The following is a 12,387-nucleotide window of genomic DNA, read 5'->3' as shown; positions in this document are numbered from 1 at the left end:
CTCAGGAGAATTCTAAATGGCTGCAAAAGACGTCCGTTTCGCCACTGACGCCCGCGACCGCATTCTGCGCGGCGTCGAAATCCTCAACAACGCCGTCAAAGTGACGCTCGGCCCCAAGGGCCGCAACGTCGTCATCGAGAAGTCCTTTGGCGCGCCGCGCATCAGCAAGGACGGCGTCACCGTCGCCAAGGAAATCGAGCTTGCCGACAAGTTCGAAAATCTCGGCGCCCAGCTCGTCCGCGAAGTCGCCTCGAAGCAGAACGACATCGCCGGCGACGGCACCACGACCGCAACGGTTCTCGCCGCCTCGATCGCCCGCGAAGGCTCCAAGGCGGTCGCCGCCGGCCTTAACCCGATGGATCTGAAGCGCGGCGTCGATCTCGCCGTCGAGGCCATTGTCGCCGACCTCAAGCAGCATTCCAAGAAAGTCACCTCGAACGACGAGATCGCCCAGGTCGGCACCATCTCCGCGAATGGCGACAAGTTCATTGGCGAGGAAATCGCCAAGGCGATGCAGAAGGTCGGCAATGAGGGCGTGATCACGGTGGAGGAGGCGAAGAGCCTCGAGACCGAGACCGACATCGTCGAGGGCATGCAGTTCGATCGCGGCTATCTCTCGCCCTACTTCATCACCAACGCCGAGAAGATGATCGCCGAGCTCGACGAACCTTACATTCTCATCCACGAGAAGAAGCTGTCGACGCTGCAGCCGCTGCTGCCGATCCTCGAAGCCGTTGTGCAGACCGGCAAGCCGCTGCTCATCGTCGCCGAGGACGTGGAAGGCGAAGCGCTGGCGACCCTCGTCGTCAACAAGCTGCGCGGCGGCCTGAAGATCGCCGCCGTCAAGGCGCCGGGCTTCGGCGATCGCCGCAAGGCGATGCTCGAAGACATCGCCATCCTCACCGGCGGCCAGATGATCGCCGAGGACCTCGGCATCAAGCTGGAGAACGTCACGCTCGCCATGCTCGGCCGCGCCAAGCGCGTGCGCATCGAGAAGGAGAACACGACGATCATCGACGGCGCCGGCGAGAAGAAGGACATCGAGGCGCGCATCTCCCAGATCAAGGGCCAGATCGAGGAAACCACCTCCGACTACGACCGCGAGAAGCTCCAGGAGCGTCTCGCCAAGCTCGCGGGCGGCGTCGCGGTGATCCGCGTCGGCGGCGCGACCGAGGTCGAAGTGAAGGAGAAGAAGGACCGCGTCGACGACGCCCTCAACGCCACCCGCGCGGCGGTCGAGGAAGGCGTGTCGCCCGGCGGCGGCGTGGCGCTGCTGCGCGCCATCAAGGCGCTCGAAGGGGTCAAGGTCGGCAATCCGGATCAGCAGACCGGCGTCGACATCGTCCGCAAGGCGATCCAGGCGCCGGCGCGCCAGATCGTCGACAACGCCGGCGGCGACGGCGCCGTTGTTGTCGGCAAGCTGCTCGAGGCTTCCGAATACGGCTATGGCTTCGACGCGCAGAAGGGCGAGTATGGCGATCTGATGAAGCTCGGCATCATCGACCCGACCAAGGTCGTGCGCACCGCTCTGCAGGACGCCGCTTCGATCGCCGGCCTGATCATCACCACCGAGGCGACGATCACCGAGGCGCCGAAGAAGGAAGCCCCGCCGGCCATGCCGGGCGGCGGCATGGGCGGCATGGACTTCTAAGCGCCTCACGCTCAGCCAACGAAACGAAGCCCCGGACGAAAGTCCGGGGCTTTTTTCATGCTCGGCTCGTCTAGCTGCTACTGACCGGCGGTGCCAGGCGCGGTTATTTGCGCATGCCGCTTTGCAAGGACCTGCGCGGGCGTGATGTTCGCCGTCGCGACCTGCAGCTTGTTGCCCCAGCCGCTGATGATCTCGGCGTCTCCCCGCATCATCGCCTCGAAGCCCTCGTCCGCGACGTCTCGCGCGGACGCCTTTTCGGAACGGCCGACCTTCGTGTCCATCAGATCCGCGCGCTCGAAGAAATCCGTCGCCGTGACCCCTGGCATCAGACAGGTGACCGTCACGCCCGATCCCTTGAGCTCCTCGCGAAGCGCGAAGCAGAAGCTGTTGAGGAAGGACTTTGTCGCATTGTAGACGGCCTGCTAGGCGCCTGGGATGAAGCCGGGGATCGAGCCGGTCACGAGAATGCGCCCCGCGCCCCGATCACGCATATCGCGCGCGACCTTGTGAAGCAGATAGATCGTCCCGGTGATGTTCGTGTCGAGCACGTGCCGCTCGGCCGCGAAGTCCTGATCCAGAAAGGCACGCCCCAGCCCGTGCCCGGCGTTGGCGAGAAGGGCGTCGATCGGGCGCCCACCGGACGCCGCGCACAGCCGGTCGACCCCTTCCGTCATCGAGAGGTCGGTTTCAACTTCGATAACGTCGGCCCGAGGTCCCGAAACCTGGAGGCCGCGTCATGAATCCCAGGTCGATCCGCCGCGATCACCAGATCGAAGCCCCGCTGGGCGCAGATCAAGGCGAGTTCGTAGCCGATGCCCGACGAGGCGCCCGTCACCATCGCGAGCGGCTTTGAAGTCCGTCCCATCTTAATCTCCGGCGCGACGCTGAGGCCGGCGCCGGCCCTCCTCTTAGGCGGCCTTGCGGTTGATGCGCCCTTCGGCGAGCGCAGACAGCTTCTTGTCGGCGTTCTTCTCTTCGGAGAGCGTTTCCGACAGAAGCTGCGCGCAGTCTTCGCGGCCAAGCCCTTTCGCCCAGGCGATCAGCGTGCCGTAGCGCGTGATCTCATAATGCTCGACCGCCTGAGCGCTGGCGATCAGCGCGGCGTCCAGCACTTCATTGTCCGCAGTCTCGCCGGAGACTTCGTCCGCCTCTTCGAGGATGCCGTCGATCGCCGGGCAATTGATGCCCTTGGGCGCGACGCCATGCATTTCGAAGACTTTCTCGAGCCGGCTCACCTGATTTTCCGTCTCGGCCAGATGCTGCTCGAAGGCTTCCCTCAGCCGCGGATCGGAGGCCTTCTCAACCATGTCCGGCAGCGCCTTCAGGATCTGGTTCTCGGCGTAATAGACGTCGCGCAGCGTGTGCACGAACAAGTCGTCGATCGTCTTGATGTCTTTCGAAAAGAAGCCCATCGTCCCCGCTCCGGTTCAGCGATGTTCGGGAGGCCCGCGCGGCGCAGACATGCGTTGGCGGGCGTGCGTTGGAACGCCGCCGCCCCGTGAATGTTCCTCGCCTCGGCGGCTCCGAAGGCCGTTCCGCCCAGGAAAGCCGCCCCCGGTTGCGCTTCGCGCCTGCGCGTCCGGTCGCCGCAGGCGCCCGCCTGCCGGGGCCGTTGCCCTGAGGCTCGCGCTCGTTTAGCATCAGCTTCGCGCGCGGCGTCACGCGCGCGTCAGCAAGAATCGGGAGGAGCAAGATGGCGAGCATGCGCACGCCGATGGAATCGAACGGCGATTGGGCCGAGCACGTAAGAACCTACAAGACATTCTTGTTGCTGCTGAAGATCGGCGCGGTGAGCACGGCGGTTTTGCTGCTCGGGCTGTATTTCTTCGTCGCACGCTAAGTCCGCATCGCGCGCTCAATCGGCGCGCTCCGCTTCAACCGCTGTCGGCGACGCTGGCGGCGACGGTTTTTTTGCAACCGGAGTTCGTCATGCGCATCGCCGTATTGGCTGAAACGGATAATTCCGAGCCGCGCGTCGCGGCCACACCTGAGACCGTCAAGAAATTCGTCGGGCTCGGCGCCGACGTCGCGGTTGAGGCCGGGGCGGGCGCCGCCGCCGGATTCTCGGACAGCGACTACGCCGCGGCCGGGGCGACGATCGCCAATGACGCGGCGGCGGCGCTGACGGGAGCCGACGTCGCGCTGCGCGTGCGGCGTCCCTCGGCGGCGGAGCTGCCGGGCGCGAAGCCAAATCTCGCGGTGATCGCGATCATGGATCCGTTCGGCGCGGGCGCTCAGCTCGCCGAACTCGCCAAGACCGGCGCGATCGGTTTCGCCATGGAGTTGATGCCGCGCATCACGCGCGCGCAGTCGATGGACATCCTGTCGTCGCAAGCCAATCTCGCCGGCTATCGCGCCGTCATTGACGCGATGGCCGAATATGGCCGCTCATTTCCGATGATGATGACCGCCGCCGGCACCGTCCCGGCGGCGAAAGTTTTTATAATGGGCGTCGGCGTCGCCGGCCTGCAGGCGATCGCCACGGCGCGCCGCATGGGCGCGATCGTCACCGCCACCGACGTGCGTCCGGCGACGAAGGAGCAGGTGGAATCGCTCGGCGCGAAATTCATCGCGGTCGAGAACGAAGAGTTCAAACAGGCCGAGACCTCCGGCGGCTACGCCAAGGAGATGTCGCCTGAATATCAAAAGGCGCAGGCCGAACTCGTCGCTTCGCACATCGCCAAGCAGGACGTCGTCATCACCACCGCGCTGATCCCCGGCCGACCGGCCCCCAAGCTCATCTCGGCTGAGATGGTGCGCGCCATGCGGCCGGGTTCGGTGATCGTCGATCTGGCGGCTGAGCGCGGCGGCAACTGCGAAGCGACGAAGCCCGGCGAGACGGTGGTGGTGGACGGCGTGAAGATCGTCGGCGCGCTCAATCTCGCCGGCCGCATGGCGTCGACCGCGTCGAGCCTCTACGCGAGAAATCTGCTGGCCTTCCTCGAGACGCTCGTCTCAAAGGACACGAAGCAGCTCGCCATCAATTGGGAAGACGAATTGGTGAAGGCGACCGCGCTGACGCGCGACGGCGCCGTCATCGACGAGCGTTTCAAATAACCGCCTGCGCGCGCATCAAACAAAGGGGCGTTAAGCGATGACCGACTCTACGCAACAATTGCTCGAGAAGGCGCAGGCGGCGGCCGAGGCCGCCCGCCATCTCGCCGAACAGGCGCAACAATATTCGGAGGAGCTCGCGCATACGGCGGCCGCCGCGGCGGCGCACGGGCTCGCCGGCGGCGCCATCGATCCTTTCGTCTTCCGCGTGGCGATCTTCGCCATGGCGGTGTTCGTCGGCTATTACGTCGTCTGGTCGGTGACTCCGGCGCTGCATACGCCGCTGATGTCGGTCACCAACGCGATTTCTTCGGTCATCATCGTCGGCGCGCTGCTCGCGGCCGGCGTCGAAGGCACGACCGCCGCAGAGGCCTCGGGCTCTTGGTGGGCGAACGCCTTCGGCTTCATCGCGGTCATTCTCGCCAGCGTGAACATCTTCGGCGGCTTCCTCGTCACCGAACGCATGCTCGCCATGTACAAGAAGAAGGGCTGACGCCATGAGCGCCAATATCGCAGCCCTCCTCTATCTGGTCTCCGGCATTCTGTTCATCCTCGCGCTGCGCGGCCTCTCGTCGCCGGCGACGTCGCGGCAAGGCAATCGCTACGGCATGATCGGCATGGCGATCGCCGTGGCGACGACTCTGCTGACGCATTTTCCTTCCTTCGGCGGCCTGCTGATGATCGTGATCGGCGTCGCCATCGGCGGCGGCGCCGGCGCATATATCGCGCAGCGCATTCCGATGACGAAGATGCCTGAGCTTGTCGCGGGCTTTCACGCGCTCGTCGGTCTCGCCGCGGTGCTCGTGGCGGGCGGCGCCTTCTTCGCGCCGCGCGCCTTCGGAATCGGCGACGTGAATGAGATTCACGCCGGCAGCCTCGTCGAAATGTCGCTCGGCGCGGCGATCGGCGCAATCACCTTCACCGGATCGATCATCGCCTATCTGAAGCTTTCCGAGCGCATGACCGGCAAGCCGATCCTGCTGCCGGAGCGCCATACGATCAACATCATGCTCGGCGTCGCGATGCTGGCGCTGACCGCGCTCTTCGTCGGCACGCAGAGCGGCGCCTGGCTTTTCCTGCTGATCCTCGCCTCGCTGGTGCTGGGCGTGACGCTGATCATTCCGATCGGCGGCGCCGACATGCCGGTGGTCGTCTCCATGCTCAACTCCTATTCGGGCTGGGCGGCGGCGGGCATCGGCTTCACCCTCGGCAATCTGGCGCTCATCATCACCGGCGCGCTCGTCGGTTCGTCCGGCGCGATCCTCTCCTACATCATGTGCAAGGGCATGAACCGCAGCTTCATCTCCGTCATCCTCGGCGGCTTCGGCGGCGAGGTGGCGGGGCCCGCCGGCGGCAAGGAGACGCGCAACGTCAAGCAGGGCTCGGCGGAGGACGCCGCCTACATCATGCAGAACGCCGGCAAGATCATCATCGTGCCGGGCTATGGCATGGCGGTCGCGCAGGCGCAGCACGCGCTGCGCGAAATGGCCGACATGCTGAAGGAGGAAGGCGTCGACATCAAATACGCCATCCATCCGGTCGCCGGCCGCATGCCGGGCCATATGAACGTGCTGCTCGCCGAAGCCAACGTCCCCTACGACGAAGTGTTCGAACTCGAAGACATCAATTCGGAGTTCGGACAGGCGGACGTCGCCTTCGTCATCGGCGCGAACGACGTGACCAACCCCGCCGCCAAGACCGACAAGACGTCGGCGATCTACGGCATGCCGATCCTCGACGTCGAAAAGGCGAAGACGGTGCTGTTCCTGAAACGCGGCATGGGGTCGGGCTACGCCGGCGTCGAGAACGAGCTGTTCTTCCGGCCCAATACGATGATGCTGTTCGGCGACGCCAAGAAGACCGTCGAATCCGTCGTGAAGTCGCTCGGGCACTGAGCCCCAGCGCCGCCAAGCAAAACGCCCGGGAGTTTCTCCCGGGCGTTTTTTGTTGAGCGGACGGCGCGCGCATGTTGCGCGGCAGAATACGCGCAAAGCGCGGATCGCCGCGCTTCACGCAGCTAACTCAGTTCCAGTTCCACGCGACCGGCTGAAACCATCCGCCGAAGTCCGGCCAGCCGCCTTCGTTGCCCGTGTAAAAGAGGCCCGGCTCGCCCTTGGTCTCGCCGAACTGATAGCGGCCGGCGACATAGAAGGTTCGCTGCGGGAACGGATGGAACAGGAAATACCTATAGTTTCCGATGTTATCGACGCCGAAATCGAAGTAGAACCTATCGTTCCACTTGTAGTGGATCTTGGTGTCGACGACGAAGAACGGATCGAAGGCGAAATAGATGCCGTAGGCGCGATCATTGTTGGCCAAGGTGCGCCACAGCTTGCTCTGATACCGGCCGGCGAGCGTAAAGGCCCAGTGATCGTCCGGCCGATAGGTGAAGGCCAGCGTTCCGCGCCATTCTGGAACGTTCGGGACATTCTTGCCGGCGACCGTCGTCGCCCAGGGCCACTCGAAATTCCCGGTGCTTGGAATCCAGGTCGGATCGGAGATCACCCGCGCGTTGAGCCAGGTTCCGCTCCCAAGCACCTCAAGCCTGTTGAACAAGAAGTTGTCCTTCTGAAACGCCACTTCAATGCCGCTGTTGCGTATGCGCTGAACGTTTGTCGGCGTTTGCACAGGTATGCCAGCCGAACCCGGCACGAAGACGACCTTGTTGATGATCGCGTCGCGCACCTCTTCGTCGAAAAAGGAGATGCGCGCAGTTCCATCCGGTCCAAGCCTGCGCTCGATCATCAGCTCCTTGCTGAGCGCCGACTCCGGCCGCAAATTCGGATTGGGGTTGGTCGCGACGCCGTTGGTCGCGACCGTCGCAAGATTGTAGAGCTCGCGCACCGTCGGGAAGCGGTTCGCCATGCCGATCGATCCGACGGCGCGCCAGTCGTCGTCATACCTGTATTCGAGCGAAGCCTTCGGCGAGAAGCGCGTGCTGTAAAGATTGGGCTGGTAGATCGGCAGCCACGAGAAGGTGGAGCCTGTCAGCGCCGTGCCTAGACTGTTGACGCCCGCCGCCTGGTTGTAGCCGTCCGACGCCTGCCAGTGCTCGCCGCGCAAGCCCACGGTGAACTTGAGGTCCGGGGTGATTTTGAAAGCGTCCTGGAACCAGAGCGCCTGCGTGCGCGTCGTGCCCTGAGCGATGGTGATCGCGGCGCCCGTGCCTGCGCCCGTCCCCGCGGTCCAGTTGGTCGTCAGCCAGACCGGGTTGTTCAGGTGAAACTGATCGCCGTGCACGCCGAAAGAGATGTCGTGGCCCTGCAGCAGGCCTTCCGGCGGCCGCACGATTCCCTTGGCGTCGAAGAGCGTCCAATAGGTGCCTGTGAACGCCGTATCGCGGCCGGTCTGCGTGTAACCCCCGAAAGGCACGGCCGCGGACCAGGGCGAGATCTGATCGGATTGCAGATAGGTGAAATTTGAAGCTGAAACTTCGAAGTCAAACAATCCGCCGCTGTTGGACCGCACCGCCGCGGCGTTGACCATGATCTTTTCCTGAATCCGGTAACGCCCCTGCGTCGCAAAGTTCTGCAGAATACCGGTGCTGAGGCCGCGCCCCGTCGTGGTCACGCCCCAGTAAGGGCCATAGCCGGAGTAAATGTAGTTCTCGGGATAGGACTGGCCGTCATTCGACCAGAAGCCGAATGTGTAGGTGCCGCGGATCGTGTTGGTGAAATCGTAGGCGAGTTTGAGCTTCGCGTTGACCTGGTCGTTGGCGAGGTTGCCTGTCGAGCCGATGACATTGGCGAATGTGGTGCCATAGACGTTCGTCGCGACATAGCCGCCGGGATAGAAGTTGGGCGTCGTGACATAGGTGAGCGGCTGCTGCGATCCGCGCTGCCAGTTGCCGGAGACGGTCCATAGAACGTCGCCGACCTTATCGCCGACGAAAAAGCTCGAAACGTTATTGACGAAGCCTCTCGACGTTCCCCATTGCGAGAAATCCTGCACCGTCGTGGTGTTCTTGACCGAGACTTCGAGCTTTTCGGGCATACGCGTCGTGATCTTGAGGACGCCGCCCATCGAGTTGCCGGGATACTGCGCGGCAAAGGGGCCGTAGAGAAAATCGACGCGCTCTATTTCTTCGGGCGCGACCAAGCCCCAGCGCGGCGCGCCGATCGTATTGTCGTTGCCGATCAGCGCCGTCAGCAGCAGATCGTCCGCATAGACGAGACTGCGCGCCGAGGAGGCGACGCCCCAGGTGCGGGTCTGCAAGACCGCCTGAGTGTCGCCGCTGTTGCGTTTGCGCACGAAAAGGCTCGGCATGTATCTGACCGCGTCTTCCGTATCGACGATGTTGATCTTGCGCTCGATTTGCTGACGCGTGACGCTCGCCACCGTATTCGGCAATTGCCACTTCTGAACGAAGGCGGGCTTGCCGTCGGGAAGCGTCGCCGACCAGACCGATGGCGGCGAAGCGGCTGGAGCCGGAGCCACGTTTGTGCCGGTCCCACGGCCCGCGACGCGTTCGCCGCCGCTCCGAACGCCGTTGCGGCGGCCGCCCACATCGATTGTCGGCAGCGACTGCTGCGCGGCGGCAGTTGTGACGTAAAGTTCGGAAAGCGCAAGGATTGTGAGGGCGCCGGCGGAGACGCCGCGCAGGAGCGAGTAGCGAGACATGACATGATTCCTTCTAGCGCCGGTCAAGAGGGCGCGACTGATCTCAGCGGCCGGAGCCGCCGACATTCCGATTGATCAGATGAAGGAAGGGGGTCCGCGCGTCGGGGCGCTGCGGTTGAGCCGTATCGTGACAAGCGCCGGCGCCGGGGGCGCCCGCGGCGCGAGATGGTATTCTAAGCCGCCGATCGTGAAGAGATTGTCCGCGACCGGCAGCGTGCTCCAGCCGATTTGGCAGAGGTCGCAGCATCCGTCGTGATCGACGCCGCCCGATGGCGCTTGTTCGGAATCGCCCTGCGCGAGAGGCGACGCCATCGCGGCCAAATGGCACTTTGCAATCTGCGCGTTAGGTCCGCCGACAGACGCCGACGCAGTCGCCTCGCACGGCGAAACGAGCTTCGCGACGAGCGCGACGAGCGCGAAGACGGCGAGGAGTCGGCGAAAGCGCATGAGGCCATGGCGAGTTCTGGCGCCGTTAACCGCAACGGCTCCGTTCCAGCATGTGCCCCCCCAATCGGGGTTTCTCCAAGCCTTCGCTCGTTGTCAAAGATTAAAAAATCAACTAAGAGACATTTATGTCACAGTTGCGCGCCATGCGTCCGGAATTCCGCGCGGCATTCGCCGTCGCCGCCGTTTGCGCGCTGATGTTTTCGCTTCTTTTGTCCGGCGCGATGCGGCCTGCGCATGCCTTCGCCGAGCGAAGCGACATCGCCTGCGATCACTTCGGCTATCTGTCTGGAACGCATGCGGTCTCCGCGCAGAAAGGGATTTCTGCGGAGCGCGACGGCTTGCCCGCGCGTCCTGCGCATCGATGCCCGGACTGCTGCCTGAGCGCTCATGCGGGCCACGCCGTTCTGCCCGAGCGCGTGGCTTCGGTCGCGCGACCCAGCGCGGAGCGAGCGGTTTCGATCCATCATAGCGCCGTCGCCGCGCTGCCGCCGAAAAGTCTGACGTCGAGCGGCGCGAATGGCGCGCGCGCGCCGCCCTCAATTTAAGTTCCCCGAATTTGCGACAGGCTCCGGGCGCGCTGCGACGGAGTCTCGTCGTGGCTTTCGCCGTTTGGACGGCGCTCATCTCGCGACGACGCTGTAAAATCAAAACTGACGCTTCGCCTGCGCGGTCGCCGCAAGCGCGTCCTAAGAAAACGAGTGAGTGAAAATGGATTATAACACGCTTTCCCCTCTCGCCATGTTCCTGAACGCCGGCCCTGTCGGCAAGGCCGTCATGGCGCTGCTGCTGCTCGCGTCCATCTGGACGTGGGTGCTCATCGTCGAAGGCGTGGTGGCCGTCACCCGCATCGCGAAATCGGCGCGCACGGCGCGCGCAGGCGGCGACGTCGGCGTTCTCGCGCCGGTGGCTGAAGCCGGCCGAGAAGCCTTTGCGCTCGATCTTCCTGACGAGACCATCGGCGACAAGCGCGCGCGCATCGCGGATCATATGAGCCGCGCCGCGCGCGAGTTCCTGACGAAGGCCGAAGGCGGCCTGCCCAACCTCGCCGTCATCTCGTCGGTTGCGCCCTTCGTCGGCCTGTTCGGCACCGTCTGGGGCATCATGACGAGCTTCGCCGGCATCGCCCAGTCGCAGGACACGAGCCTCGCGGTCGTCGCGCCCGGCATCGCCGAAGCGCTTGCGGCTACGGCCTATGGACTTGCCGCCGCGATCCCCGCCTCGGTCGGCTATAACCGCATCGGCGCCGCCTTCGCCCGCGTCGGTCAGCAGGTCGCTCATTACATCGAGGACGAGTCGCTCCTCATGTGCAGCGGCCATCAGCCGCGTCCGCGTCGCGAGAGGGAGGCCGCCTGATGGGTATGCCCTCACGCCAGCGCCAGAGCGCTACCGAAGGCCTTTACCAGCCTCTCGCCGAAATCAACGTGACGCCGCTCGTCGACGTCATGCTGGTGCTGCTCATCATCTTCATGGTGACCGCGCCGCTGCTCGCCAAGGGCGTCAAGGTGAACCTGCCTCAGGCGAGCGCCGCGATGCCGATCAACCAAAAGGATCCAATCGTCGTGACGGTGGGCAAGGAGGGCAAGATCGCGCTGGGCGCGGACGAGCTGTCCCATGAAGCGCTCATCGACGGCATCAAGGTGATGATGGGCGACGACCAGACGCGCGTCGTTCACATCCGCGGCGATACGGAAGCGGTGTATGGCGACGTCGTCGCGGTGATGGACAAGCTTGCCACGAACGGCATCACCCATATCGCGATTATGACCAACTCGCGCAGCAAGACCGGCCCGGCCGGAAAAGGCGCGCCCGGCCGCGCCGCGCCCGCGCCGGCCGTCCCCGCGCCTGCGCAAGCTCCAGCCGCCGCGGGGGGTTCGGCGAAATGACGGATCTCGCGCTAAGTCCGCACGACATGGCGCGGGAGGGCGAGCGTCCGCCTTCCGGTCCGGAGCCGGTCAAGCCGGGGTGGCTGCGCTCGGTGACCACCGTGCTAGTCATCGCGGCCCATGTCATGGTCTTCGGCATCCTCGCCTATACGGCGAAGCCGACCGCCGTGTCGCTCGACTCGGTCAGCATGGACCTCGTGCCGGAAGGCGACTTCTTCGAGCAGGAGGAAGTCGCCGAAGCCGACGACGCGCCGCCGCCCGAAGCGGTCGAGGAGCCTGAGATCGCGCTTCCGCCGCCGATGGTGATGGCGCCCGACGCGGTGCCCTTGCCGGCCAAGAAGGAAGACGTCGACAAGGTCAAGAAGAAGGTCGAGGAGCAGCAGGTTCAGCGCGCGCAGCAGCGTCAGGAGGCTCAGGCGCGTCGGCGCTACGGCGCGCCCGAGGGACAGGCCGCGAGTTCGGGCGCTTCCCAGGCGACCTGTCTCGCCCATATCGCCGCGGCGCTGCGCCGGCACACGCCCGGCAGCACCAGCCTCGGCGCCGGCCATGCGAGCGTGACGTTCCACGTCAATCCGGGCGGCGGCCTGTCGGGCATCTCGGCCTCCGGATCGACGCCCGCGCATGCGGCGCTGGCGCGGCGGATCGTATCGTCCTCGCGCGGGCCGAGCATGTGCGGCTCGGCCTACGTCAGCCAGGCGTTCGCCTTCCATTGACGCGAATAACGGCGGGCTC

The 12,387-nt window shown here is 65.0% G+C and carries 12 protein-coding genes and 1 pseudogene; 9 read left to right on the top strand and 4 right to left on the bottom strand.

Annotated elements, in window-relative coordinates; all coding sequences use genetic code 11:
• Positions 1-16: 16 nt before the first annotated feature.
• Positions 17-1,651, top strand: a complete 1,635-nt coding sequence (gene groL, locus AC0X69_RS13665; protein WP_482608343.1) for a chaperonin GroEL — start codon at positions 17-19, stop codon at positions 1,649-1,651.
• 77 nt (positions 1,652-1,728) lie between these two features.
• On the opposite strand, the pseudogene AC0X69_RS13660 reads toward groL, so the two are convergent.
• Both AC0X69_RS13660 and AC0X69_RS13655 read right to left on the bottom strand, forming a co-directional pair.
• Positions 1,729-2,516: pseudogene (locus tag AC0X69_RS13660) on the bottom strand (SDR family NAD(P)-dependent oxidoreductase).
• Between the two features lie 43 nt (positions 2,517-2,559).
• Positions 2,560-3,063 carry a YciE/YciF ferroxidase family protein gene (locus AC0X69_RS13655; protein ID WP_482608342.1) on the bottom strand — a complete coding sequence of 168 codons (504 nt, stop codon included), beginning with the start codon at positions 3,061-3,063 and terminating at the stop codon, positions 2,560-2,562.
• A 281-nt stretch (positions 3,064-3,344) separates the two neighbouring features.
• Between AC0X69_RS13655 and AC0X69_RS13650 the strand changes: the two genes are divergently transcribed.
• From AC0X69_RS13650 to AC0X69_RS13635, 4 genes are all read left to right on the top strand, one after another.
• Positions 3,345-3,491 (top strand): aa3-type cytochrome c oxidase subunit IV, encoded by a 147-nt coding sequence (locus AC0X69_RS13650; RefSeq protein WP_482608341.1) that lies wholly within the window; start codon positions 3,345-3,347, stop codon positions 3,489-3,491.
• Positions 3,492-3,580: 89 nt separating this feature from the next.
• Positions 3,581-4,708, top strand: a complete 1,128-nt coding sequence (locus AC0X69_RS13645) for a Re/Si-specific NAD(P)(+) transhydrogenase subunit alpha (RefSeq protein WP_482608340.1) — start codon at positions 3,581-3,583, stop codon at positions 4,706-4,708.
• A gap of 37 nt (positions 4,709-4,745) precedes the next feature.
• Positions 4,746-5,198 (top strand): NAD(P) transhydrogenase subunit alpha part 2, encoded by a 453-nt coding sequence (locus AC0X69_RS13640; RefSeq protein WP_482608339.1) that lies wholly within the window; start codon positions 4,746-4,748, stop codon positions 5,196-5,198.
• 4 nt (positions 5,199-5,202) lie between these two features.
• A complete protein-coding gene (locus AC0X69_RS13635) occupies positions 5,203-6,600 on the top strand; it encodes an NAD(P)(+) transhydrogenase (Re/Si-specific) subunit beta (protein ID WP_482608338.1) in 1,398 nt (465 codons plus the stop codon).
• 127 nt (positions 6,601-6,727) lie between these two features.
• Here AC0X69_RS13635 and AC0X69_RS13630 read toward each other — a convergent pair whose 3' ends face one another.
• Together AC0X69_RS13630 and AC0X69_RS13625 are read right to left on the bottom strand one after the other, a co-directional pair.
• On the bottom strand, positions 6,728-9,325 hold the full coding sequence (locus AC0X69_RS13630) for a TonB-dependent receptor (protein ID WP_482608337.1): 2,598 nt from the start codon (positions 9,323-9,325) through the stop codon (positions 6,728-6,730).
• Between the two features lie 75 nt (positions 9,326-9,400).
• Positions 9,401-9,772, bottom strand: a complete 372-nt coding sequence (locus AC0X69_RS13625) for a DUF2946 family protein (RefSeq protein WP_482608336.1) — start codon at positions 9,770-9,772, stop codon at positions 9,401-9,403.
• Positions 9,773-9,897: 125 nt separating this feature from the next.
• Here AC0X69_RS13625 and AC0X69_RS13620 point away from each other — a divergent pair, with 125 nt between their 5' ends.
• From AC0X69_RS13620 to AC0X69_RS13605, 4 genes are all read left to right on the top strand, one after another.
• A complete protein-coding gene (locus AC0X69_RS13620) occupies positions 9,898-10,317 on the top strand; it encodes a hypothetical protein (protein WP_482608335.1) in 420 nt (139 codons plus the stop codon).
• A gap of 163 nt (positions 10,318-10,480) precedes the next feature.
• Positions 10,481-11,125, top strand: coding sequence for a MotA/TolQ/ExbB proton channel family protein (locus AC0X69_RS13615; RefSeq protein ID WP_482608334.1), 645 nt, complete (start codon positions 10,481-10,483; stop codon positions 11,123-11,125).
• Positions 11,125-11,655 carry an ExbD/TolR family protein gene (locus tag AC0X69_RS13610; RefSeq protein ID WP_482608333.1) on the top strand — a complete coding sequence of 177 codons (531 nt, stop codon included), beginning with the start codon at positions 11,125-11,127 and terminating at the stop codon, positions 11,653-11,655. The genes AC0X69_RS13615 and AC0X69_RS13610 overlap by 1 nt, the downstream gene beginning before the upstream one ends.
• Positions 11,652-12,368, top strand: a complete 717-nt coding sequence (locus tag AC0X69_RS13605; RefSeq protein WP_482608332.1) for an energy transducer TonB — start codon at positions 11,652-11,654, stop codon at positions 12,366-12,368. Before AC0X69_RS13610 ends, AC0X69_RS13605 begins: the two co-directional genes overlap by 4 nt.
• Positions 12,369-12,387: the final 19 nt, after the last annotated feature.

The sequence above is a fragment of the Methylocystis sp. Uni0008 genome, from assembly GCF_056838045.1.
This window is presented reverse-complemented; position numbering and strand designations above follow the sequence as displayed.